26 protein-coding genes are annotated in these 23,733 nt (G+C 67.5%); 21 read left to right on the forward strand and 5 right to left on the reverse strand.

Translation table 11 applies throughout. The features are described 5' to 3' along the window. Positions 1-92 precede the first annotated feature (92 nt). The 11 genes from ACZY1G_RS03675 (at position 93) to ACZY1G_RS03725 (ending at position 10,771) form a co-directional block, all read left to right on the forward strand. Complete coding sequence (locus tag ACZY1G_RS03675) at positions 93-812, forward strand: sulfite exporter TauE/SafE family protein (RefSeq protein WP_463813674.1); 720 nt, start codon at positions 93-95, stop codon at positions 810-812. A gap of 96 nt (positions 813-908) precedes the next feature. Beyond that, the gene (locus tag ACZY1G_RS03680; RefSeq protein WP_463821786.1) at positions 909-1,961 is read left to right on the forward strand and encodes an LLM class flavin-dependent oxidoreductase; all 1,053 of its coding nucleotides are present in this window, start codon (positions 909-911) and stop codon (positions 1,959-1,961) included. Beyond that, the gene (locus tag ACZY1G_RS03685; protein WP_463821626.1) at positions 1,961-3,355 is read left to right on the forward strand and encodes an NtaA/DmoA family FMN-dependent monooxygenase; all 1,395 of its coding nucleotides are present in this window, start codon (positions 1,961-1,963) and stop codon (positions 3,353-3,355) included. Before ACZY1G_RS03680 ends, ACZY1G_RS03685 begins: the two co-directional genes overlap by 1 nt. Next, the gene (locus ACZY1G_RS03690; RefSeq protein ID WP_463813676.1) at positions 3,352-4,119 is read left to right on the forward strand and encodes a DUF1684 domain-containing protein; all 768 of its coding nucleotides are present in this window, start codon (positions 3,352-3,354) and stop codon (positions 4,117-4,119) included. Before ACZY1G_RS03685 ends, ACZY1G_RS03690 begins: the two co-directional genes overlap by 4 nt. 80 nt (positions 4,120-4,199) lie before the next feature. Continuing rightward, positions 4,200-5,510 (forward strand): NtaA/DmoA family FMN-dependent monooxygenase, encoded by a 1,311-nt coding sequence (locus ACZY1G_RS03695; RefSeq protein ID WP_463813677.1) that lies wholly within the window; start codon positions 4,200-4,202, stop codon positions 5,508-5,510. 157 nt (positions 5,511-5,667) lie between these two features. Beyond that, positions 5,668-7,227 carry an APC family permease gene (locus ACZY1G_RS03700; protein ID WP_463821627.1) on the forward strand — a complete coding sequence of 520 codons (1,560 nt, stop codon included), beginning with the start codon at positions 5,668-5,670 and terminating at the stop codon, positions 7,225-7,227. Between the two features lie 49 nt (positions 7,228-7,276). Continuing rightward, positions 7,277-7,555 (forward strand): putative holin, encoded by a 279-nt coding sequence (locus tag ACZY1G_RS03705; RefSeq protein ID WP_463821628.1) that lies wholly within the window; start codon positions 7,277-7,279, stop codon positions 7,553-7,555. Next, positions 7,548-7,925 (forward strand): hypothetical protein, encoded by a 378-nt coding sequence (locus tag ACZY1G_RS03710; RefSeq protein WP_463821629.1) that lies wholly within the window; start codon positions 7,548-7,550, stop codon positions 7,923-7,925. The genes ACZY1G_RS03705 and ACZY1G_RS03710 overlap by 8 nt, the downstream gene beginning before the upstream one ends. A 43-nt stretch (positions 7,926-7,968) precedes the next feature. Continuing rightward, positions 7,969-9,369 (forward strand): dihydrolipoyl dehydrogenase, encoded by a 1,401-nt coding sequence (lpdA, locus tag ACZY1G_RS03715; RefSeq protein ID WP_463813681.1) that lies wholly within the window; start codon positions 7,969-7,971, stop codon positions 9,367-9,369. After that, complete coding sequence (locus ACZY1G_RS03720) at positions 9,370-9,648, forward strand: hypothetical protein (RefSeq protein ID WP_463813682.1); 279 nt, start codon at positions 9,370-9,372, stop codon at positions 9,646-9,648. 25 nt (positions 9,649-9,673) lie between these two features. After that, on the forward strand, positions 9,674-10,771 hold the full coding sequence (locus tag ACZY1G_RS03725; RefSeq protein WP_463821630.1) for a GGDEF domain-containing protein: 1,098 nt from the start codon (positions 9,674-9,676) through the stop codon (positions 10,769-10,771). Here ACZY1G_RS03725 and ACZY1G_RS03730 read toward each other — a convergent pair. Further along, entirely contained in the window at positions 10,754-11,866 is a 1,113-nt protein-coding gene (locus tag ACZY1G_RS03730) for an FAD-dependent oxidoreductase (RefSeq protein ID WP_463821631.1), read from the reverse strand. The two genes, ACZY1G_RS03725 and ACZY1G_RS03730, sit on opposite strands and share 18 nt — an antisense overlap. An 81-nt stretch (positions 11,867-11,947) precedes the next feature. Between ACZY1G_RS03730 and ACZY1G_RS03735 the strand changes: the two genes are divergently transcribed. Continuing rightward, positions 11,948-12,613 (forward strand): TetR/AcrR family transcriptional regulator, encoded by a 666-nt coding sequence (locus ACZY1G_RS03735; protein ID WP_463821632.1) that lies wholly within the window; start codon positions 11,948-11,950, stop codon positions 12,611-12,613. Here the strand turns inward: ACZY1G_RS03735 and ACZY1G_RS03740 are convergent. Together ACZY1G_RS03740 and ramB are read right to left on the reverse strand one after the other, a co-directional pair. Then, positions 12,610-13,149 carry a carboxymuconolactone decarboxylase family protein gene (locus ACZY1G_RS03740; RefSeq protein ID WP_463813686.1) on the reverse strand — a complete coding sequence of 180 codons (540 nt, stop codon included), beginning with the start codon at positions 13,147-13,149 and terminating at the stop codon, positions 12,610-12,612. The two genes, ACZY1G_RS03735 and ACZY1G_RS03740, sit on opposite strands and share 4 nt — an antisense overlap. Beyond that, complete coding sequence (ramB, locus tag ACZY1G_RS03745; protein ID WP_463821633.1) at positions 13,146-14,588, reverse strand: acetate metabolism transcriptional regulator RamB; 1,443 nt, start codon at positions 14,586-14,588, stop codon at positions 13,146-13,148. The genes ACZY1G_RS03740 and ramB overlap by 4 nt, the downstream gene beginning before the upstream one ends. Positions 14,589-14,669: 81 nt before the next feature. On the opposite strand from ramB, the gene ACZY1G_RS03750 reads away from it, so the two are divergent. The 3 genes from ACZY1G_RS03750 (at position 14,670) to ACZY1G_RS03760 (ending at position 17,930) form a co-directional block, all read left to right on the forward strand. Further along, entirely contained in the window at positions 14,670-15,464 is a 795-nt protein-coding gene (locus ACZY1G_RS03750; RefSeq protein WP_463821634.1) for an acyl-ACP thioesterase domain-containing protein, read from the forward strand. Positions 15,465-15,702: 238 nt separating this feature from the next. Beyond that, positions 15,703-16,995 (forward strand): isocitrate lyase, encoded by a 1,293-nt coding sequence (gene aceA / locus ACZY1G_RS03755; RefSeq protein WP_046365109.1) that lies wholly within the window; start codon positions 15,703-15,705, stop codon positions 16,993-16,995. Between the two features lie 71 nt (positions 16,996-17,066). Then, the gene (locus ACZY1G_RS03760; RefSeq protein WP_463814831.1) at positions 17,067-17,930 is read left to right on the forward strand and encodes a 3-hydroxybutyryl-CoA dehydrogenase; all 864 of its coding nucleotides are present in this window, start codon (positions 17,067-17,069) and stop codon (positions 17,928-17,930) included. A 156-nt stretch (positions 17,931-18,086) separates the two neighbouring features. Here the strand turns inward: ACZY1G_RS03760 and ACZY1G_RS03765 are convergent, their stop codons facing one another. Both ACZY1G_RS03765 and ACZY1G_RS03770 read right to left on the reverse strand, forming a co-directional pair. Continuing rightward, the gene (locus ACZY1G_RS03765) at positions 18,087-18,953 is read right to left on the reverse strand and encodes a polyphosphate kinase 2 family protein (RefSeq protein ID WP_463813689.1); all 867 of its coding nucleotides are present in this window, start codon (positions 18,951-18,953) and stop codon (positions 18,087-18,089) included. 4 nt (positions 18,954-18,957) lie between these two features. Continuing rightward, positions 18,958-19,662 carry a TetR/AcrR family transcriptional regulator gene (locus tag ACZY1G_RS03770; RefSeq protein WP_463813690.1) on the reverse strand — a complete coding sequence of 235 codons (705 nt, stop codon included), beginning with the start codon at positions 19,660-19,662 and terminating at the stop codon, positions 18,958-18,960. An 83-nt stretch (positions 19,663-19,745) separates the two neighbouring features. On the opposite strand from ACZY1G_RS03770, the gene ACZY1G_RS03775 reads away from it, so the two are divergent. The 6 genes from ACZY1G_RS03775 (at position 19,746) to deoC (ending at position 23,723) form a co-directional block, all read left to right on the forward strand. After that, on the forward strand, positions 19,746-21,071 hold the full coding sequence (locus ACZY1G_RS03775; protein ID WP_463821635.1) for a DUF445 domain-containing protein: 1,326 nt from the start codon (positions 19,746-19,748) through the stop codon (positions 21,069-21,071). Positions 21,072-21,166: 95 nt separating this feature from the next. Continuing rightward, entirely contained in the window at positions 21,167-21,634 is a 468-nt protein-coding gene (locus ACZY1G_RS03780; RefSeq protein WP_463813692.1) for a helix-turn-helix domain-containing protein, read from the forward strand. Positions 21,635-21,645: 11 nt separating this feature from the next. Continuing rightward, entirely contained in the window at positions 21,646-22,278 is a 633-nt protein-coding gene (locus ACZY1G_RS03785; protein ID WP_463813693.1) for a heparin-binding hemagglutinin, read from the forward strand. 70 nt (positions 22,279-22,348) lie between these two features. Continuing rightward, positions 22,349-22,630: a DUF2516 family protein gene (locus ACZY1G_RS03790; RefSeq protein ID WP_463813694.1), complete on the forward strand. Its 282-nt coding sequence runs from the start codon at positions 22,349-22,351 to the stop codon at positions 22,628-22,630. Positions 22,631-22,641: 11 nt separating this feature from the next. Then, positions 22,642-23,052 carry a DUF2599 domain-containing protein gene (locus tag ACZY1G_RS03795; RefSeq protein WP_463821787.1) on the forward strand — a complete coding sequence of 137 codons (411 nt, stop codon included), beginning with the start codon at positions 22,642-22,644 and terminating at the stop codon, positions 23,050-23,052. Then, positions 23,052-23,723 (forward strand): deoxyribose-phosphate aldolase, encoded by a 672-nt coding sequence (gene deoC, locus ACZY1G_RS03800; RefSeq protein ID WP_463813695.1) that lies wholly within the window; start codon positions 23,052-23,054, stop codon positions 23,721-23,723. The genes ACZY1G_RS03795 and deoC overlap by 1 nt, the downstream gene beginning before the upstream one ends. Positions 23,724-23,733 lie beyond the last annotated feature (10 nt).

Here is a 23,733-nt window from a genome sequence, read left to right on the forward strand (position 1 = left end):
ACCGCGGCCACCGGACGGCCGCGGTCATCTGAACGGACAAAAGCCTGGAGGATCTCCGACGGCCGCGCCCCGCGGCCGTCGAGAAGGTCCGCATGTCCGCTTTCGCGTTGCTCGCCATCGTCGCACTCGCCGCCGGCCTGCTCGGCGGCCTGGTCGGCACTGGGTCGTCGCTGATCCTGCTGCCCCTGCTGGTCGCCTCCTACGGACCGCGCGAGGCGGTTCCGATCATGGCGATCGGCGCCGTCCTGGCCAACGTCGGGCGGGTCGCCGCCTGGTGGACCCGCGTCGACTGGCGGGCCACCCTGCTCTACGCGGTGCCGGGGGCACCGGCGGCGGCTCTGGGTGCGCACACGCTGCTGACCGTTCCGCAGACGGCGGTCGAGGCGTTTCTCGCCGTCTTTTTCCTCGCGATGATTCCAGGGCGCCGCCTGCTGGCGCGAGCCCGCGTGCGGGGCTGGCTGCTGAGTATCGCTGGCGCGGCGGTCGGCTTCCTCACCGGTGTGGTCCTGTCCACGGGTCCGTTGAGCGTGCCCGTCTTCACCGGTTACGGGCTCGTCGGTCCCGCGTTTCTGGGCACCGAGGCGGCGAGCGCACTGGTGCTGTACGCAGCGAAGATGCTCGTGTTCGGGCAGTTCGGCGTCCTCGACACGGCCGTCGTGGCGCGCGGGCTGATGCTCGGCGTCTGCCTGGCGATCGGGCCCTTCCTGGCGCGTCCCGTCGTCCGGCGTCTCGACCGCCGCACCTTCGATGTGGCAATCGATGCCGTGCTGGCGGTGGCGGGTGTCGCGATGGCGGTGGTGACTCTGCGCTGACACGGCGATGCCGGGGAATGATCAGGTCCGGCGCACGGTTCGTGGTGACACAGCAGGGTCCGGCGCGCCGACCCGCGATCGAGAAGAGGTGTGATCATCGGCGTCTTCGCACTCGGTATCGAGTTGGACGGAGCGGGAACCCATCCGGCAGCGTGGCGGCGGGCCACGAATCCGCCGTCAGAATCCCTGACCGGTGCGACACTCCTGCGCAACGTGCGCGCCGCTGAGAACGCGGGGTTCACGTTCGCGACGTTCGAGGACTCCCTGCTGCCGCCGACAGGGCAGCCCATGGGCCGCCTCGACGCGGTCACCCGTGCCTGCTTCGTCGCGGCGGCCACCTCGACACTGGGCCTGGTGCCGGTGACCGAGACGACGTATGCCGAACCGTTCCACCTCTCATCGCAACTGGCCACCCTCGACTACGCCAGCCGGGGACGCGGCGGCTGGCTCCCCACCCGTGCTCCCGACCCCGCGACGGCACATGCCTGGGGGAGACCGGCGGTAGCCGGTGCCGACCTGGACGTCGAGCAGCGCGACGCCATCGATGTCGTTCGGCGACTGTGGGATTCGTGGGAGGACGACGCGGTGATCCGTGACTACGCCACCGGCCGCTTCCTGGACCGCGACAAGCTCCACTACGTCGATTTCGTCGGGGCGACGTACTCGGTCAAGGGGCCCGCCATCGTGCCGCGGCCGCCGCAGGGCCAGCTCGTCGTGTTCGGGACGGACGCCGAGCGGGACCTGGTCGACGTCGTGCTCATCCGCGAGTCCGAACTGAGCGCGGCGAACGACGCCGCGCGGCACAGCCCGGGGCCCGCGGTCATCGAGCTGGCGATCACCCTCGACACCCCGCAGATGCCCGGCGCAGATCGGCGGGCCTGGCTCGACGGACACCGGCACCACCACGCTGGCGCGCTCGAATTCGTGGGTGCAGCAGATGGATTGGTTGAACTCCTCATCGAGATGTCCCGTCATGCCGACGGCGTCCGACTTCAACCCACGGTGCTCCACGAGGACCTGCCCGTCCTCGGCCGCCTCGTCCTGCCTGCGTTGTTCGCCGCCGGGGTGGCCCACCGCCCCGTCCCCGGCTCGACCTTGCGCGCCAATTTGGGTTTCGGCCGACCCGCCAACCGGTTCGAGGTGAGCTGATGAACGCAGCCGACACACCGCGGCCGAGTGCCATGCTGCATCTCGGGGTCTTCTTCCAGGGCGTCAACCACACCACCATCTGGTCGGACCCGCAGAGCGGCTCACAGATCGACTTCGAGACGTTCCGCCGCATCGTCACCACCGCCGAGCGGGGCCTGTTCGACGCCTTCTTCCTCGGTGAAGGGCTGCGGTTGCGCGAACAGCAGGGCAAGATCCTCGATCTCGACATCGCAGGACGACCCGACGCGATCTCCCAACTGGCGGCGCTGGCCGGCATCACCGAACGCATCGGCCTGGTCGCCACGCAGAACACCACGTACAACGAACCCGCCGATCTGGCACGGCGATTGGCGGGTCTGGACCTGCTGTCAGGAGGGCGCGCCGGCTGGAACGCGGTGACCACCGACAACGCGTGGACGGGGGAGAACTTCCGGCGCGGCGGCTTCCTCGACCATGCGCTGCGCTACGAACGCGCCGGGCAGTTCCTGTCGGCCGCCCGGGCGATCTGGGATGCGTGGCCCGACGACGGTCCGGCGCGCTCGGTCGACGCACCGGCCTGGTCGACCGCGGCACGCCCGGCACCGGTGGAGATCTCGACATCTCAATTCGACATCTCTGTGCCGCCCACCGTGCCCCGCAGCCCCCAGATCCACCCGATCATCTTCCAGGCGGGAGACTCGTCGGCCGGGCGCGACTTCGCCGCCGCCCACGCCGACGTCATCTTCTCGAGGCACGGAACACGTTTCGACGACGCGCTGGCCTTCGCGGACGACATCCGTGTCCGCCTGCGCACAGCAGGTCGGCCCATCGACGACGTCCTCGTCCTCCCCGGCACGCAGATCGTCCTCGCCGAACATCCCGCCGAGGTCGAAGAGAAGGTCCGCTGGGTGCTCGACGGCCAGTACACGGGCCAGACCGCGCTGTCGCTCGTCGGTCAGGTGTGGGGCCGCGATCTGTCCCACCTCGACCCCGACGGCCCGCTGCCCGCCGACGACCCCGTGGCCGCGCCGATCTCGGCGGCCCGCGGTGCGGCGCGGGACGGCAAGGACCCGATCGCCATTGCTCGCGAATGGCGCGCACTGGCCGAGGCCAAGCACCTGTCCCTGCGCGAGGTGGCGATCGAGACCTCGCAACGCTCCGGATTCGCCGGAACGCCCGGCCAGGTCGCCGATGAGCTGACCCGGTGGGTGCGACACGGCGCCAGCGACGGCTTCAACATCTCGCCCTACCTGGTGCCCGGCGGGCTCGACGAGATCGTCGACTGGCTGATCCCTGAACTGCAGGACCGCGGCGTCTATCGCACCGAGTACACCGATACGACCCTGCGCGGCCATCTCGGGCTGCGTGAACCGCTGACCCACCGCATCACCCACACGACAGGAGAGCGACCATGACGACGCCCACCACCGAGACGCCCGCCGAGTTCCACGCGGACTGGCATGCCTGGCACACCGAGCGGGAGCGCTACTACGCCGATCCGCTCGGTTGGGTGGCGATTACCGCCATCCACTGGTTGAGCGAGGAGTTCGAGACCGTCGGCGATCTCCCCGGCCGATGGCGCGCCGATGCCGCGGGCGTCGACGTCGAGGACATCCCCGGGGTCTCGCGGCTCGAGCCCGTCGAAGGTGCCCCCGGACTGCTGGTCGACGACGGTCCCCGCCGGATCGAGGTCATCCGCCGGACCGGTGCCGTCGCCTTGCGGGTGCACGATCCCGCCGCGCCCACCCTCGCGGCGTTCCGCGGCATCCCGACCTACTCGCCCGACCCGCAGTGGCGCCGCATCGGCCACTTCACGCCCGACGACGAGCCACGCACGGTCACCACGGGAGCTGTCGTCGAGGGCCTCGAACACCACCACACCGTCGCAGGGATCATCGACCTCGAGGTGGCCGGAGTTCCGCTGCGGCTCACCGCGTTCGCGCGCCCGGACGGGTCCCTGCATGTGCTGTTCACCGACGCCACGAGTGGCGTCACCACCTATCCGGCCGCCCGGTCGCTGACGCTTCCCTCACCTGATCCCGACGGGACCGTGATCGTCGACTTCAACCGGGCCGCCAACTTGCCGTGCTCGTTCACCGACTTTGCCACCTGCCCGGTGGCTCCGGCCGAGAACCGCCTGCCGGTGGCCGTCGAAGCGGGCGAGAAAAACCCCCGCTGAGCCGGCTGCTGCCTCGCCGATTGCGTTCTGGCGGAGTTTAATCGGCGGCTGCCGCGGTCCGCCTCGATAACGTCACGGGGGTGCCGAGAGAACTGCATCTACTGGCCTTCGGGAACACTCGGTCGGCCGGCCCGTGGCGCCACCCCGACGCCGACAACACCCCCGCCGGGGTGCGGCGCCGTCTCGTCGAGCGGGCCCGCACCGCGGAGCGCGGCGGTTTCGACGCGCTGTTCTTCGCCGACGGGCTGAACTACGGGCCGCCGGCCACCTGGCCGTACAAGACGACCGAGGACTTCGAACCCCTCACGACGACGGCGGCCCTGTCGTCGGTGACCGAACGGATCGGACTCGTGGTGACGGGGTCGGCCACGTTGGCCCACCCCTATCACCTTGCGCGCCAACTCCTCTCACTCGACCACCTCAGCGACGGCCGAGCCGGCTGGAACCTGGTCACCAGCTTCGCCGAAGCCGCCGCCAACAATTTCAGCGCACGCGGCGTCGTCGACCACGATGAGCGCTACGCCATCGCCGAAGAGGCTCTCGCGGTGGTGCAATCCCTCTGGGACGGCTGGGGGGAGGAGACCGTCCTCGACGACCGCGCGGCCGGCATCTTCAACGACGTCAACGCCATCCACGTCGCCGATCACCACGGCCGCTACTTCGACGTCCGTGGCCCCATCGGCTCCGCCCGGTCTCCGCAGGGGCGCCCGGTGCTGTTCCAGGCCGGCTCGTCGGACACCGGCCGGGGTTTCGCCGCCCGGCATGCCGAAGTCATCTTCACCGGCCAGGGCACGCTCGCGCGGGCTCAGGACTTCTTCCGGCAGATCGATCGTGAGGCCCGTGCCGTGGGCCGCGCCACGGCACCGCTGATCACCCCGTCGCTGCGCTTCCTGCTGGGCTCCACCGAGGACGAGGTCGCCCGCAACGAGCGCGCTGCATACGAGTATTTCAGCCCTGAATACCAGGCGGGGTGGCTACTCGAAGTCGACGTCGACGTCACCGGGGCCGATCTGGACGGCCCCGTTCCCGCCTCGGCGTTCCCGGCGAGCACGCAGACCCACCAGACGGCGCTGGCCGGGTACCGTGCCCTGGCCGCCGACAGCCCCACCGTGCGCGAGTTCCTCTACCGTACCGTGAACGGTTGGGGAGCAAGCGTTCTCGGTACTCCCGAGCGGGTGGCCGATGAGATCGAGCACTGGTTTCTCGCATCGGCGTGCGACGGCTTCGTCCTGCAGGACAGTGGCCTGCCCGGGCAACTGGAGGACTTCGTCGAGCAGGTGGTCCCCATCCTGCGCAAACGCGGGCTGTTCCGCCACGAGTACCGCGGGGCGACACTTCGCGACCACCTCGATCTCTCTGTCCCGCAACGGTTCCAGACCGTTCCATCCTGACGGGACACAACGCGGCCGCCGAAAGAATCTCGGCGATCCGATGCCTGCCGCCTGCCGCCGCGCTGCGGCATCGTCATCACCACGTCATGAAAACCGTTTCCCGCCAGCATCAGTCACGCCGGAACGGTTCTGCGGATACGCACGAAAGGGTGACAGCATGACCACGACCACACCGGCAGATGATGGGGTGACCGTCGATGTCGACGGCCGCGCGCTGACCACTACCGACACCACCGGCCTCGAGCGAGATGCGTTGGGGCCCTGGGGTGTGTTCGCGCAAGGCCTGGCGGCCGCGGCGCCGAGCGTTGCACTCGCGGTCGTACCGTTCTCGCTGTTCGTCGCTGCCGGCAAGGGTGCGGCCTGGGCCGCCGTCATCGGGTTGGTCATCGTGGTCCTCATCGCGACGACCATCAGCTTCCAGGCCAAGCGCACGGTGTCCTCCGGCTCGCTCGGCACCTACACCGGCAACGGGCTGGGTCCTGGATTCGCGTTCGCGGCCGGCTTCAGCCTGCTGTTCGGGTACATCGGGTTCGCCGTCACCGGCACCCTCGGCGGTGTGCTGTACCTCGACTCGTTCCTCGAATCCGTCGGCGTGGGTTCGCAATCGGCGTGGTTCAGGCTGCTCCTCGTGCTCGTGGTGGTGGCCGTCGCGGTCTACCTGCCCTACCGCGGAGTATCGGTCACCGCGCGCTACGAGCTGGCGTTCGAGGTGCTGGCGATCGCGAGCATCCTCGTCATCATCGTCGCGTCCTACATCGCGTACGGGCTGCGCATCGACTGGGAACAGTGGAATCCCGCACACCTGGGCAGCGGCGGCACGTTCATCGCCGCGGTGACAGCCGTGGGCTCCTACGCGGGCTTCGAGAGCGTGGCATCGCTGGGGGCCGAGGCCAAGGACCCGCACCGCACCATCGCCCGCTCGCTGCTGCGGGTGGTGATCCTCATCGGGGTGCTCTACATCCTGGCGACCTACCCGCAGATCCTGCATTTCGGCGCCATCAACGGTGACAAGGCGGTTCTCCCGCAGCTCGCCGACACGGTCGGGGTGTCATGGGTGAACTATGTCGTGAGCGCCGCGGTGGGTGTCGCATTCATCGTCTTCGTGACCGCGGTGACCACGGCGGCGGCACGATCGCTGTTCACGTTCGGACACGAGGGAGCGCTGCCTGCCGTGTTCGGCCGCGTCCACCCCACGCACCGGACGCCCTGGGTCGGTGTGGTGTTCGTCGGTGCGCTCGCCGCGGTCTTCGCGATCGTCGCCACCTTCAGCTCGGCCGGTCGGCTCGTGTTCGACGTCTACGGCGGCTACGTCGCGAACTGGGGCTTCCTCATCAGCTACCTGCTGGTCGTGATCGCGACGCCGATCTGGTTGCGCCGCATCAAGGCGCTGACTCCCACGCGGCTCGCGGTGTCGCTCGCCGCGGCGCTCGGTCTGCTCTACGTGATAGTCAGCAACTTCTATCCCGTGCCCGAATTCCCTTTCAACGTGCTGCCCTTCGTGTTCGCCGGCTTCCTGGTGCTCGCCGTCGGGTGGTACGGATACCTGAAACGCCGCCGGCCGGAGATCGCTGCCCGGGTCGGGACCATCCAGACACTGTCCGATGCCGAGCAGCGTCGGCTCGCCGACGAGGGGATCGCCGATGTGCTCTCGCACCGGCATTCGGTTCTGCGCGACGAGCCGCCGACGCCGAATCGAGACCGACCGGTGACCGACTGACCGGGCGCGCCGCCAAGGACTTTGCAGGTCACGGCGTTATCGTCGAACGATGATCCCGCTGCCCCGCGCATCGGTATTGGCCGCAGTGATGATCGTCGGTGTCGCCCTCGGCATGATGGGTGCCCTCTTCCTCACTGTCGACCTCACCGCGACGGACCGGCCTGCCCTCGACATCGGTCTGATCCTCGGTGTTCCCGGTGTCGTCGGCCTGCTGATGGTCCTGGCGTCGGGCACGCGCTGGGTCACCGGGTTGGGTGCGATGACCCTGGCCGTCGGTCCCGGGTGCTTCGGTGTGCTCACCGCGATCCAGGTGGCCACCGGTGGCTGACCCCGCATCCGTCGTCGACCAGGCGACCCCCGAGGCCGTCCCCTCACATTCGGCACCGCTCGTCGACATCCCGCAGTTCCTCGGGCGGGGTCGGTTCATGCTGATCGTCGCCGGCACGTGGCTGCTCGCCGGCGCCGCAGGCCTGGGTCACTACTTCTGGTGGTTCCATGCGATCGACAAGGCGGTGCCCACTTTCGCCGTGCTGTTCGCCGTCGTCGCATGCAGCGTCGGCAGCCTCCTCGCCGCGCTGGTGCAGAACCGGCCGGCCGTCTCCGCGCTCGCGATGGCGATGATGTCCGCGCCACTGGCGTCGGCCGTCGGTGCCGCCGTCCTCCACAGCGGCTACGCGTTCGGTTGGGTGGCGCCCTGATGCCTATGCGGCGACCTTGCCGCGGCTACTAGGGTGGTAAGGCGTGACCCACTATGACGTCGTCGTTCTCGGAGCAGGCCCCGGCGGGTACGTGGCGGCCATTCGCGCCGCCCAGCTCGGGCTGAACACTGCCATCATCGAACCCAAGTACTGGGGCGGCGTCTGCCTCAACGTCGGGTGCATCCCGTCCAAGGCGCTGTTGCGCAACGCTGAGATCGCGCACATGTTCACCAAGGAAGCCAAGACGTTCGGCATCAGCGGTGACGTCAGCTTCGACTACGGCGCGGCGTTCGACCGCAGCCGCAAGGTCGCCGACGGTCGCGTCGCCGGTGTGCACTTCCTGATGAAGAAGAACAAGATCACCGAGATCCACGGGTACGGCAAGTTCACCGACGACCACACGATCGTCGTGGACCTGAACGAGGGCGACACCGAGAAGGTGACGTTCGACAACGCGATCATCGCGACCGGTGCGCACACCAAGCTGGTGCCCGGCACCAAGCTCTCCAAGAACGTCATCACCTACGAAGAGCAGATCATGGAGCGCGATCTGCCCGGCTCGATCGTCATCGCCGGCGCGGGCGCGATCGGCATGGAGTTCGCGTACGTGATGAAGAACTACGGCGTCGACGTCACGATCGTCGAGTTCCTGCCCCGCGCGCTGCCCAACGAGGACGCCGAGGTCTCCAAGGAGATCGAGAAGCAGTACAAGAAGCTGGGCGTCAAGATCCTCACCGGCACCAAGGTGGAGTCGATCACTGACCATGAAGCCGACGGGACCGTTGTCGTCAAGATCAGCAAGGACGGCAAAGACGACGAGCTCAAGGCCGACAAGGTCATGCAGGCCATCGGCTTCGTGCCCAACGTCGACGGCTACGACCTGAAGAAGGCCGGCGTCGAGCTGACGGACCGCGGCGGCATCGGCATCGACGACTACATGCGCACCAACAAGCCGCACATCTATGCGATCGGTGATGTCACCGGCAAGCTTCAGCTCGCCCACGTGGCCGAGGCGATGGGGGTCGTCGCCGCCGAGACCATCGCCGGCGCCGAGACGCTGGCCCTCGGCGACTACCGGATGATGCCGCGCGCGACGTTCTGTCAGCCGCAGGTCGCCAGCTTCGGTCTGACCGAGCAACAGGCCAAGGACGAGGGCCATGACATCGTCGTCGCCAAGTTCCCCTTCACCGCCAATGGCAAGGCCCACGGCCTGGCCGATCCGACCGGCTTCGTGAAGCTGATCGCTGACAAGAAGTATGGCGAACTGCTCGGCGGCCACCTGATCGGACCTGACGTCGCCGAGCTGCTGCCCGAGCTCACCCTGGCGCAGAAGTGGGATCTGACCGCCAACGAGCTGGCCCGTAACGTGCACACCCACCCGACCCTGTCCGAGGCGCTGCAAGAGTGCTTCCACGGCCTGGTCGGCCACATGATCAACTTCTAATTGAGGGCGATCTGGGTCGCCGGTATCGGCGGGTTGGTGGTCGGCCACATGCTGTGGCTGGCCGGCATCTCAGCGGCCATCGCGTCGACCGACATCCCGACCTGGGTGCTCGTCGTCGCGGCGGTGTCGTTTCTCGTCGCGATCGTGTCGGGCTACCTCGGGTGGCGGCAGTGGAAGCAGAAGTCGCGCACCGCTGAGGCGTGGGCGGTGTTCTGCTGGGCGCTGCCGGTGTCACCGGTGCTGTTTTCCTTGGCCGTCGTGGGAGTCACGTACCTGTAGGCGGGCGCGGTGCCATGATGTGCCGATGGGGGACGGTGGCGTCAGGGCTTTGCTGCGCCAGTGGTGGTATCAGCGTGATGACTACGGCTGGCGCATCGAGTTCCTGCGCAGCCGCGGCCTGCTGCCGGTCCTGCGCTACCTGATTGCAGGCATCGGCGCTGTTCTCGGTCTTCTCGGCGCGATCAACGCGGTGGCGCCGCCGATGGCCGACGGCGCCCTGGTGCGGGTGGGCTGGGCGGCGGTCTCGCTGGGATCGCTGGTCTGGGCGGTGCGCTGGGCGCTGTGGCCCTGGCCGCCGCTGCGCGAATCGACCGCCCTACTGATCTACGTCGACGTGCTGATCACGTTGTCGACGCTGCTGTTCGGCGATCCGAACCTGGCGATGTCGGGCATGCCGCTGTTGCTGTGCGCCGGCGCGTACGTGGTGTTCTTCCACGGCCCGCGGCTCCACCTGGTGCACATCGGCTGGTGTGTGCTGGCGGTCGGCGGCGTCGCGGTGTGGCTGGCCGCGGTCACTCCGGCCGGGGGTCTGCAGGTGGCGGTGTCGCGGGCCGTCATCGCGCTGGTCGTGACCGCGTGCATCCTGCCGGCGCTGCAATTCGGTTTCTGGTTGCTGCAGGGCAGCTCCAAGCAGTCGCTGACCGATCCACTGACCGAGCTGACGAACCGGCGCGGGCTGTCCGTGTCGATGAAGCGGCTCAACGAGCGGGCGCCGGCCAACGCTGACCTGTGTGCATTGCTGATCGACGTCGACGGATTCAAGGCGGTCAACGACACCCTCGGTCACGCCGTGGGTGACGAGGTGCTGATCCGCACGGCCCGCAGGATCCGCGAGAGTGTGCGCAGTGACGCGGTGGTGGTCCGGTGGGGCGGGGAGGAGTTCCTGGTGGTGGACCGGATACCGGCGACTCAAGCAGGCACAGTGGCCGAGCGGGTTCGCGCCGCGGTGGCGTTGCCTGCGCAGCCGACAGTGACCGCGAGCATCGGGGTTGCGGCCACCACCGCCTCGGGCACCGATCTGATCGACGTCATCTCTGCTGCCGATGCCGCGATGTACGAGGCCAAGGCTTGCGGCGGTGACCGGGTCGCGATCGCCGCCGCGGTCTCAGGCCCGCACCGTTGAGGTGAAGAACTCCACCAGTCCCTGCGGTGCGCGTGCGTCGAAGAAGATGTCCAACGTCGCCCACGATTCTCGCGCCGATTCCTCGCTGCGCGAGAACATCTCGGCTTCGAAGGCCGCGACGGTCGCGGTGACGTCGCTGGGTCGTTCGGCCAGCGCCATGCCGAGTACGGCGGCGTCGTACATTGCGGTGTTCGCGCCTTCCCCGCCCGGAACCGTCAGATGCGCCGCGTCGCCGAGCAGCGTCACACCGGGCGACGGCGCCCAGCGGTGGTCGTCAGGCAGCGCATAGATGGGGCGGGTGACGGGCGCGGTGTCGGCCTCGGTGATCAGCGCGCGCAATGGTGTTGTCCAACCGTCGAATTCGTCAGCGACACGGGCAGTGAGCCGTTCGGTGTCGAACCACTCGACCGGTCGCTGCACCGCGACGTAGACGTGCAGCACGCCGCCGGCCTCCCGGTGGGCGATCATGCCCCGCTGGGGTTCCACCGCATACATTGCTCCTGGCCCCACCAGCGCCGCCGCGGCGGGGTGGCGGGCATCGACGTCGTGCAGGTAGGTCTCGACGAAGGTGGTGCCCGAATACCTCGGCGTCGCGTCCGACAGCAGCGGTCGAACCTTCGACCATGCACCGTCAGCGCCCACGAGAAGTGTTGTGGTGAACTGCTTTCCGTTGGTGAACACCACGTCGTGTCGGCCGTCGCCGCGTGCGTGGACATGAGCCACCTTGTGGCCCCACCGCACGGAGTGCTCGGGCAGTGACTCGAGCAGGATGCGTCGCAGATCGCCACGCAGCACCTCGGGGCGACCGCCGGTGCCGTCGTCGGCCTGCTCGAAGAGCGCGGACCCGTAGCGATCCACGACCTTTGCCGCCTGCGCGCCCTCGTGGATGATCGAGCGGAATTCCTGCGTCAGGCCGGCCACCTCGAGAGCGAACTGCCCGGTGCCCGGGTGCAGATCGAGTTGGCCGCCCTGCGTGCGGCTCTGGGGCGCCGGGTCGGCTTCGTACACCGTGGCGGTGATGCCGTGTACGTGCAGCACGCGGGCGAGCGTGAGGCCGCCGACGCCCGCGCCGATGATCGTGACCGGGGTGTCCATGGAATCTCCTCTGTCGTGGAACAGTGTTCCAACCGTTGAGCGCCAGTTTGGAACACTGTTCCAATGATGTCAAGATGAGTCATGGCTCCCCGCACGTCACGCCGGCACGAGGCGCTGTCGACCGATCGCATCGTGGCCGCCGCCGTCGAGATCCTCGACGCCGAGGGAGAGTCCGCGCTCACCTTCCGCGCACTCGCCGCGCGTTTGGCGACCGGTCCCGGCGCGATCTACTGGCACGTCGCCGACAAAGACGCTCTCCTCAGTGCCGCGTCCGAGCACGTCGTCTTCCGGGGGCTCCCCGGTGACGAGCCTGCCGACGCACCGGACGCGGCGATCCGCGCTGTCGCCCTCGCCATCTTCGACGCCGTCGACGCTCATCCCTGGGCCGGTGCGCACCTGGTGCGCCAGCCCTGGCAGCCCGCGATGGTGGAGATCTTCGAACGGGTGGGCCGGCGCCTCATGGCCCTCGGCGTGGCCGACGACGCCCTGTTCTACGCGGGCTCGACCCTGGTGAGCTTCATCCTCGGCGTCGCCGGGCAGAACGCCGCCAACGCCCGTCTACGCCCGCCCGGCGCCGACCGTGCCACGCTTCTCGACGATGTCGCCGGCCGGTGGCGGCAGTACGACGCCCAGCGGTATCCGATCGTGCATCAGATGGCCGCGCAGCTGCGTGACCACGACGACCGCGAGCAGTTCCTCGCGGGCATCGACATCCTGCTCGCAGGCCTCGCGCCGCCCGAGCGTTAGTCCGGGAAGTCCAGCGGCACCTGCAGTGTGCTGATGGTTGCCGCCAGGCCATCGTATTGTGCTGTGAGTAAACAGAATTCGATGAGCTGGGCCGGTGAGTAGAAGCGGGCGAGCGCTTGCCACGTCTGCGGGGAGACGCCGCGGGTGACGACGAACTCGTCGGTGGCGGTGAGCAGCGTGCGCTCCCGGTCGGTCAGGCCCTCGGCGTCGGGCCCGGCGAAGATCGCGTCCTGCGTCGCGGCGTCCACACCGCGGGTGCGCGCCAGGCGGCGATGCTGCTGCAGCTCGTACTCGCAGTCGCGCAGGTGCCCCACGCGCAGGATCACGAACTCGGCGTCGCGCCGCGAGAGCTTGCCGGCCCCCAGGAGGTACAGCGACTGCGGCAGCCACGCCAGGAACAGCACTCGGTGCCTGCCCAGCACGTTCACGAGGCTGAACCGGGGACGGCGGATGCCGCGTGCGCCGACCTTGGCGATCGCCCAGTTGACCGGGCCGAGCTCCTTGAAGCCGCCGGGTGCAATGCGTTCAGTGCTCATGACTGCCTCACCAGGTACGGGGACACCGTCGAGCGGTGTTCGTCGATGTCGAGTGCGCGGCCGAGCGCGGGGAAGGCCCGCTGAGGGCAATTGTCCCTCTCGCAGACACGGCATCCGGCGCCGATGGGCGTCGCTGAAACCTTGGGGTCACCACTGAGGTCGAGGCCTTCCGAGTAGACCAGCCGATGCGCGTGCCGTAGTTCGCAGCCCAGGCCGATCGCGAACGTCTTACCCGGCTGACCATAGCGCGAGGCACGTCGCTCCACCGTGCGCGCCACCCACATGTACGCCCGACCGTCAGGCATCTCCGCGATCTGCACGCTGATCTTGCCGGGGTAGGCGAACGTCTCGTAGACGTTCCACAGCGGGCAGGTGCCGCCACTGGACGAGAAGTGAAACCCTGTGGCGGACTGGCGTTTCGACATGTTGCCCGCGCGATCGACCCGGACGAACGAGAACGGGACGCCGCGCATCGACGGCCGCTGCAGCGTGGACAGCCGGTGGCAGATCGTCTCGTAACTCGTCGAGTAGTAGGCAGACAGTCTCTCGACGTCGTAACGGAAGCTCTCGGCGACGTCGTGGAACTGGGCATAGGGGAGCACGGTCGCGGCGGCGAAGTAGTTGGCCAGGCCGAGGCGGGCCAGCCTGCGCGACTCGTCGCTGGTGAAGTGGCCCTCGTCGGTCAGCTTGTCGATCAGGTCGCCGTATTCGAGGTAGGCGAGCTCGGCAGCCATTCGGAACACCCGCTGGCCCATCGACAGATGCGCGGTGATCTCGAGGGTCTTGGTGGCGGGATCGAAGCGGTGCAGCACGCCCTCGCCGAGATCCTGGCGACGGATGATGCGCACCCCATGGACGAAGCGCAGCCGGTCAGACAGGTCGCCGGCCAGTTCGCCGCGCTGGACCCGCATCCCTGCCGTCAGCTCCTCGGCGGCGGTGTCGAGGTCGTGGAGGTAGTTCTGCCGCTGGTAGAAGTAGTCGCGCACCTCTTCGTGCGGCATCGAGATCGATCCGGTGCCACTTTCCCCCGGGTTGACGGTGGCGACGTTGAACCGTCCCTCGGTGGCGGCGGCCAGCTGGGTCGTGGTCAATTGGTAACGGCGGTGCAGATTCACCATCGCGCGGGCGAGATCGGGGTGCGCCCCGACCATCTCTGCGACTTCGGTCGCACCCACGTCGACGTCGAGGTCGCGGTCCATCAGGACTTCGCGCAGCTCGGCGATCAGTCGGGTGTCGTCCTGGGAGGCGAAGAACGTGGCGTCGACGCCGAACACCTCGGTGATGCGCAGCAGCACCGCTACCGTCAGCGGCCGCACGTCGTGCTCGATCTGGTTCAGGTAGCTGGGGGAGATGTCGAGCATCTGAGCCAATGCCGCCTGACTGAAACCGCGCTCGCTGCGCAGCTGGCGCACCCGCGCTCCGACGTATGTCTTGGCCACGTCGAACCAGCGTAGCCGCCACTTGCTAATTGCGTATTCGCAGAATTCGCATTGCGCTCCTGTGTGGCATCATCAGGTTTCGTGAGTCTGGCCAAGACGATGATGCCGGTGCCCGATCCGCACCCTGACGTCTTCGACGTTCAGTGGCCGCTACGCGTCGCCGACGTCGATCGTGAAGGCCGACTGAAGTTCGATGCGGCGACCAGGCACATCCAGGACATCGGCACCGATCAGTTACGCGAGATGGGCTTCGAAGAGACCCATCCGCTGTGGATCGTGCGCCGCACCATGATCGACATGATCGAACCGATCGTGTTCAAGGACATCCTGCGACTGCGCCGCTGGTGCTCGGGCACCTCGAACCGCTGGTGTGAGATGCGGGTGCGCATCGATGGACGCAAGGGCGGTCTCGTCGAATCCGAGGCGTTCTGGATCAACATCAACCGGGAGACCCAGGGGCCGGCCCGGATCGCCGACGACTTCATCGAAGGGCTGCGCCGCACCACCAGCGAGGGCCGGCTGCGGTGGAAGGCCTATCTCAGCGCAGGGTCGCGTGAGGACGCTGAGCGCATCCGCGACTTCCCGGTTCGGGTCAGCGACATCGACATCTTCGACCACATGAACAACTCCGTGTACTGGGCGGTCGTCGAGGACTATCTGCAGTCCCATCCCGAGCTGATGTCGGTGCCGTTGCGGGTGACGATCGAACACGATCTGCCGGTCGCGCTCGGCGACAAGCTGGAGATCCTGCAGCACACGCATCCCGCCGGATCGACCGAGATGTTCGGCGCGGAGCTCACCGATCGGAGTGTTACAACGCTCACATATGTGGTCGGCGATGAGGTCAAAGCGGTCGCGGCGATCTTCCCTCTCTGAATCGCTTCACCAAACAGTACGGGCGTACTGACCTGCGACGATCGTTTACCGGCCGGTAACTTCTGAACCGGTTCAGGGCAAGAGGATCTTCGCAATCTTTGCAAGATCCGACCATGCGTTGGCGAAAGTTTACAAGCGAAAGTGGTGGACCTGCGGTTATGCCGTGATGCATCCTCGTCTTAGCAGTCCGGTGAAGACGCTGGAACGTTAACAACCGTTTGAAGGAGTGGGTCACCTCATGACCAAGTCGACCGTGGGCACGCCGAAGTCCCCCGAACAGATCCAGCACGACTGGGACCACAACCCCCGCTGGAAGGGCATCACCCGGACCTACACCCCCAAGGACGTCGTCGCCCTGCAGGGCACCGTCGTCGAGGAGGCGACGCTGGCCCGCCGCGGCGCCGAGGTGCTGTGGGAGCAGCTGCACGAGATGGACTTCGTCAACTCGCTCGGCGCCCTGACCGGCAACATGGCCGTGCAGCAGGTGCGCGCCGGCCTGAAAGCCATCTACCTGTCCGGGTGGCAGGTCGCCGGTGACGCCAACCTCTCGGGTCACACCTACCCCGACCAGAGCCTCTACCCGGCCAACTCGGTGCCTCAGGTCATCCGCCGCATCAACAACGCGCTGCTGCGCGCCGACGAGATCGCCAAGGTCGAGGGTGACACCTCGGTCGAGAACTGGCTGGCCCCGATCGTCGCCGACGGCGAAGCCGGCTTCGGTGGCGCACTGAACGTCTACGAGCTGCAGAAGGCCATGATCGCCGCCGGTGTCGCCGGATCGCACTGGGAAGACCAGCTGGCTTCGGAGAAGAAGTGTGGCCACCTCGGTGGCAAGGTGCTGATCCCGACCCAGCAGCACATCCGCACGCTGACCTCGGCCCGTCTCGCGGCCGACGTCGCCGACGTCCCGACCGTCGTCATCGCCCGCACCGATGCCGAGGCCGCGACGCTGATCACCTCCGACGTCGACGAGCGCGACCAGCCATTCATCACCGGCGACCGCACCGCCGAGGGCTTCTACCGGGTCAAGAACGGCCTCGAGCCCTGCATCGCCCGCGCCAAGGCCTATGCGCCGTACTCCGATCTGATCTGGATGGAGACCGGCACCCCGGACCTGGAGCTGGCCAAGAAGTTCGCCGAGGGCGTCAAGAGCGAGTTCCCGGACCAGATGCTGGCCTACAACTGCTCGCCGTCGTTCAACTGGAAGCAGCACCTCGACGACGACACGATCGCCAAGTTCCAGCGTGAGCTGGGCGCGATGGGCTTCAAGTTCCAGTTCATCACCCTCGCCGGCTTCCACGCCCTGAACTACTCGATGTTCGATCTGGCTTACGGCTACGCCCGCAACCAGATGAGCGCCTACGTCGAGCTGCAGGAGCGCGAGTTCGCCGCCGAAGAGCGCGGCTACACCGCCACGAAGCACCAGCGCGAGGTCGGCGCCGGCTACTTCGACCGGATCGCCACCACCGTGGACCCCACCTCGTCGACCACCGCGCTCGCGGGTTCGACCGAAGAGGGCCAGTTCCACTAAGGGTTGATAGCGTCAGGCCCCGTCCGTGTCATGCGGCCGGGGCCTGATCGCTGTGAGGAGATCGTGTGAGCATTGAACGCGTTGGCATCGAGCGTGTCGGAATCGTCGGCGCCGGACAGATGGGCGGCGGTATCGCCGAGGTGTGCGCCAAAGCCGGCGCCCAGGTCGTCGTCTACGAACCCAGCCAGGAGCTCGTCGAGGCCGGCCGCGCCCGCATCACCGCGTCGCTGGAACGCGCCAAGGCCAAGGGCAAGCTGGCGGCCGACGAATTCGAGATCACGCAGGCGCGGCTCGTCTACACCAGCGACCTCGCCGACCTGGCCGACCGCCAGCTGGTGATCGAGGCGATCGTCGAGAACGAGGCCGTCAAGGCGAAGGTCTTCGCCCAGCTCGACGAGCTCGTCACCGACCCCGACGCCGTCCTCGCGTCGAACACCTCCAGCATTCCGATCATGAAAATCGCTGCGGCGACCAAGAATCCGAGCCGGGTACTGGGGCTGCACTTCTTCAACCCGGTGCCCGTGCTACCCCTGGTCGAGGTGATCAACACGCTGGTGACCTCCGACGAGGCGATCGCGCGGGTCGAGAAGTTCGCCGGAGAGGCGCTGGGCAAGAAGGTGGTTCGCTGTGGCGACCGCTCGGGCTTCATCGTCAACGCGCTGCTGGTGCCCTATCTGCTGTCGGCGATCCGGATGGCCGAGGCCGGCGTGGCGAGCGTCGAGGACATCGACACGGCCGTGGTTGCAGGGCTCTCGCATCCGATGGGTCCGCTGCGGCTCTCGGACCTGATCGGCCTGGACACCATGAAGCTGATCGCGGACTCGATGTACGACGAGTACAAGGACGCGCACTACGCACCGCCGCCGCTGCTTCAGCGGATGGTCGAGGCCGGACAGCTGGGCAAGAAGACGGGGCAGGGCTTCTACACGTACTGAACTCGGGGTGCGCCGAGTGCACGTGTGACGAATTCTCCCGCACTTCGCATCAGAATGCGTGCATTCGGGAACCGATCGGCGGCCCCATGCGCCCAAGACGGTGTGGGGAACATCATCGTGGGCTCGGAAGCACTTGCTGCCGGCCAGAAGCGACGCTCAGGCCTTCGCCAGCCGCTTCTTCTCCGCCTTGACGTCGAAGTCCGGTGGCGGCCACGACATGTTCAGGCCCTTGAGAGCCTCGATCATCAGCTCGGTGACGGCAAGCCGGCTGTACCACTTCTTGTTGCACGGCACGACATGCCAGGGCGCGTACTCGGTCGATGTTCGCTCGAGCATCGCCTGGTAGGCCTCCTGGTAGGCCGGCCATTTCAGCCGCTCGTCGATGTCCGCGGGGTTGTATTTCCAGTACTTGTCCGGCCGTTCGAGGCGTTTCGTCAGCCGCTTCTTCTGCTCGTCGAGCGAGACGAACATCGCGATCTTCACCACTGTGGTCCCACGGTCGACCAGCTCGCGCTCGAACGCGTTGATCTCGTCGTAGCGGGGCTCCCACACCTCGGCCGGCACCAGGTTGTGCACGCGCACGATCAGCACGTCCTCGTAATGCGACCGGTCGAAGACACCGATGTGGCCTGCTGTCGGTAGTGCCTTGCGGATGCGCCACAGGAAATGGTGGGACAGCTCTTCCGGCGTCGGCTTGCCGAAGTTGTGGTACTCGACGCCTTGCGGATTACACCCGCCCACAACATGTTTGACGATCCCGCCCTTACCTGCGGTGTCCATGCCTTGCAACACCAGCAGTACCGACCGGGTATCGTCGACCCGGCTGCGGGCATACAGCATCTCCTGCAGCTCACCGAATCGGACATTGCGCTCCTCCTGCAAGGTGGGCGCATGAGACTTCGAGCCGTTGAATCCCGGTGTCGCGTCGGGGTCGATGTCGGCGACCTGATCGCCGGGCTTGAAACGCAACAGGGAGTGCGGCTCGTGCGACCACAGCGACGGGAGATCCAGAGACTCGCTCACCGATCTAGTCAAGCAGTTGGGCCGGCAGTTCGGGGGAGGGATGATCCTCGGACCGGAATCTCTGCAGCGACCCGCCGACCTCGACGATGCCGCACAGCGCGCTCCACGAGAGCATCGTCAGGTAGTCGATCAGCTCGTCGGAGCTCATCCGCGGATGCGACATCCACGAGTGCGTGGCCAGCTGCACCCCGCCGACGATGTGATATGCCCACGGGTCGACGCCGCCCGTGTCCATGCCGACCGACACCATCCGCCGACGGAGCATCACCGCGAGCATGCGCGCGATGATGGCCTCGGAGTTCGCGACGGCCTTGCTCTTGCTCGCCGAGTTGTTCGCCATCACGAACCGGTAGGGCTCCGGCTCGTTGGCGACGGTTTCGACGTAGACGCGAATGACCTCCCGTGTCAGTGCGTATCCGTCCAGGTTCGACGACAGCGCGGCGGCCATGTTCGGGATCAGCGTCACCTGCGCGAAGCGCATCATCACCGCGGTGGTCAGGTCGTTCTTGTCGACGAAGTAGCGGTACAGCACCGTCTTGGACACACCGATGTCCGCGGCGATCTCGTCCATGCTGACGTCGCTGCCGAGGCGGCGAATGGCATCCAGCGTGCCATCCACCAGTTCGTTGCGGCGCTCGACCTTGTGCCGATGCCAGCGCCGTTTACGCCCATCGGTCTTGATCGCCACCTGCGGAGAATGTTGTGCCACGTTCGCGGTGATCCGTTCCGTCGTCCTCGTCGATAATACGGTGGTCGGCGGTTCGGAGTTGCCCGCGCAGGGAAGATGAAGGCGTGGCTCATCGAGTGAACGTCCCCGACGCCGGGCAGCGGCCCCGTGCGAGCTTTGCCGAGAAACTCGCCGGCGCGGATTCGGCGGCCGACGCGGAACGTCGGCGTGCGCTGCGGCGCATGAAGGCCGTCGCGCTCAGTTTCCTGATCGGCGCCTCGGTGATCTTCCTCCTGTGCACGTGGGCGCAGACCCAGGGCGCGCCGGCGTGGGTGGGTTATGTCCGGGCGGCCGCCGAAGCCGGCATGGTCGGGGCGCTGGCGGACTGGTTCGCCGTCACGGCGCTGTTCAAGCACCCGCTCGGCCTGCCGATCCCACACACCGCGATCATCAAACGCAAGAAAGACCAGCTCGGCGAGGGTCTGTCCGCCTTCGTCCGGGAGAACTTCCTGTCGCCGGAGAACGTCGAGACCAAGCTGCGCGACGCCGATGTCGCCAGCCGAACCGGCAAATGGCTGGCGGAGCCGGTGAACGCCGAGCGGGTCGCCGCGGAGGCGTCGACAGTGGCCCGGGTGCTGGTGGAGATGCTGCGCGACGAGGACGTGCAGCAGGTGCTGGACCGGATGATCGTCAAGCGCATCGCCGAGCCGCAGTGGGGGCCGCCCGTCGGTCGAGTGCTGTCCTCGCTGTTGGAGGAGGGGCGCCAGGAGGCGCTGCTGCAGTTGCTCGCAGATCGCGCGTTCCAGTGGTCCCTGGGGGCCGGCGAGGTCATCGAGCGGGTCATCGAACGCGATTCGCCGACGTGGTCGCCGCGCTGGGTGGATCACGTGGTCGGGGACCGCATCCATCGGGAGCTGATGGATTTCACCGACAAGGTGCGTCGCAACCCCGATCACGAGCTGCGCCGGTCGGCCACGAAGTTCCTCTTCGAGTTCGCGGGTGACCTGCAGAATGACGAGGCGACGATCCAGAAGGCCGAGAACGTCAAAGAGCAGATCATGGCCCGCGACGAGGTGGCCAGGGCGGCCGAGACCGCGTGGACGGCGGCCAAGCGGATCATCCTGGAGTCCGTCGACGACCCGTCCTCGGCGTTGCGGGCCCGCATCGCCGACACCGTCGTCCGGATCGGTGAGTCCCTGCGCGACGACGCCGCATTGCGCGACAAGGTCGACAACTGGGTGGTGCGCGGGGCGCAGCATCTGGTGAGTCAATACGGCGCCGAGATCACCACGATCATCACCGACACGATCGAACGCTGGGACGCCGACGAGGCCAGCAGCCGCATCGAATTGCACGTCGGCCGTGACCTGCAATTCATCCGTATCAACGGCACGGTGGTGGGCTCGCTCGCCGGCCTGGCCATCTACACGATCGCGCAGCTACTGTTCTGACCTGCGCTAACTGAGTGCTTGCAAAAGTTAGCACTCCGTCGTACCGTGGAAATCGTCGGTCATTCGGATACCCACGGCAGCGAAGGAGGCGAACCATGGCACAGGACGAGAACCTCGCCGCGGTTGTCACCAACGCCGCTTCGGACATCGGCAGCTTCATCCGATCCCAGCGGGAGGCCGCGCACGTGTCAGTGCGGCAGCTCGCCGAGAAAGCCGGTGTCAGCAATCCCTACCTCAGCCAGATCGAGCGGGGATTGCGCAAGCCCTCGGCGGACGTGCTGAACCAGATCGCCAAAGCGCTGAGGGTGTCGGCGGAGGTGCTCTACATCCGGGCAGGGATCCTCGAGCCCAGCGAGACGAACCAGGTGCGCGACGCCATCATCACCGACACGGCGATCAATGAGCGGCAGAAGCAGGTGCTGCTCGACATCTACTCCTCGTTCTGTCAGCAGAACGAGGCGGCACTGCTCGAGGCTGCCGCCGAGGCGGATCAGCAACCATCCGAAGACGATCAGAGCCTTCTGCAGATCACGCAATCACCCGAGACCTCTGTCCCCCAGTGAAAGGAAGCATCATGGCTGAGAAGAATCAGCTCGACATCGACGACCTGAAGGCCCCGCTGCTCGCCGCCGTCGGCGCCGCTGACCTCGCGCTCGAGCGCGTCAACGAGATCGTCGCGACGCTGCGCGAGCGCGCCGGCGACGCCCGCTCCGACGCCGAGACCCGCGTCGAGGAGAGCCGCGCCCGCATCACCAAGCTCCAGGAAGAGCTGCCGGCTCAGTTCGAGGACATCCGCGAGAAGCTGAACTCCGACGAGCTGCGTAAGTTCGCCGAGAGCTATGCCGAGAACGCACAGACGGCCTACACCAAGCTGATCGAGCGCGGCGAGGCCGCCCTCGAGCGTCTGCGCAGTCAGCCGGCTCTGGAGACCGCCGCCACCCGCGTCGAGGAGTACACCGACCAGGCCGTGGAGCTGACCCAGGAAGCGCTGGGCAACGTCGCCACGCAGACCCGCGCCGTGGGTGAGCGTGCCGCCAAGCTGGTCGGCGTCGAGCTGCCCAAGCGTGCGGAATCGGCCGCCGAGCCGGTCAAGGCCGCCGCCAAGAAGGCTCCGGCGAAGGCCCCCGCCAAGAAGGCGCCGGCCAAGGCCGCCGCCAAGAAGGCCCCGGCCAAGAAGGCCCCGGCCAAGAAGGTCACCCAGAAGTAAGCCCAGAAGTACGCCCGACTCCCCACCCGGGAAGTCGAAAAGGGGACGTAAGCCGCCTAGGCTGTCGAGCGTGGAGCTCCAAGGCCTTGTGGTTTACGTCCTCTTCGCGTTGAAGATCGCGGTGTTGGTAACGACGGCGTATGCCTTTGTCCATGCGGCGATCCAGCGGACCGACGCCTACCCCGCGGCCGACAAGCTGACCAAGCCGGTCTGGCTGGTGATCCTCGGCGTGGCCGGTCTGCTCGCCCTGGTGCTCGGAATCACCGGTGTCGCGATCGCCGCGGTCGCCGCCGGTGTGTACCTCGTCGACGTCCGTCCGAAAATCCTCGAGGTGCAAGGAAAGTCGCGCTAGTGCGGCGCAGCCTGATCGCCGCGGGATGCCTCGCCGCATCTGCACTCGGCCTCGCTCCGACTGCCCCACACGCCTCGGCTACGCCGAGTCTCCAACCGCCGCCGTACATCGATCACGTGACGTGGGCCAAGTGGGGCGACCTCTCGAGCCTGCGGGTGTATCCCACACCGGCCGGGCGCGACACCTCGGGCCGGCCCGGCACCGCGGCGCAAGCCGACGAGGCCTGGGGTGAGGTGCTCGCCCTGTCACCTGACGCCGAGATCGCCGGGATGAAAGAGCAGTTCGTCTGTCACTGGCGGTTCGCCGAGATCGCCGAGCCGGGCAAGGTGAGCTGGAACCTCGAGCCGTGGCGCCCGGAGGTCACCCCGGATCAGATGATGGCCGCCCGGTGCAATCCCGGCGGCACCGAAGAACCGTTCTGATGGGTTACACGCGCGCTGACGTCGCGGCCGTCGTCGACCACACGCTGCTCAAACCGGAAGCGACGGAAGCCGACATCGTCGCGTTGCTCGCCGAGGCCGCCGAGCTCGGGGTGTACGCGGTGTGCGTGTCGCCGCCGTTCGTGGCGACGGCGGTGGCGCTGGCCGCCGGCCGGACCGTGGCGGCCGTGGTGGGTTTCCCTTCAGGGAAACATCTTTCGGTGATCAAGGCGCACGAGGCTGCGGTCGCGCTCGAGAGCGGCGCGGCGGAGATCGACATGGTCATCGACGTCGGCGCAGCGATCGGCGGTGAGCTCGACGTCGTGCGCGCCGATGTCGCCGCTGTCCGAGACGCCACTCCGGGCGCGGTGCTGAAGGTGATCGTCGAATCCTCGGCCCTGGTGGAGTTCGGGGGCTGGCCGCTGCTGACCGACGTGTGTCAGGTCGCCGAGGACGCCGGCGCGGATTTCGTCAAGACGTCCACCGGTTTCCACCCCTCCGGCGGTGCCTCGGTGCGTGCCGTCGAGGTGATGGCCACTGCCGTCGGAGGCAGGCTCGGCGTCAAAGCCAGCGGCGGCATCCGGTCGGCCACCGATGCCGCCGCCATGCTGGATGCCGGCGCGACGCGCCTCGGACTGTCCGGCACACGGGCCGTCCTCGACGGCTTGGGTTAGAAACGGCCTG

This window comes from Mycobacterium sp. IDUB_5, from assembly GCF_055419565.1.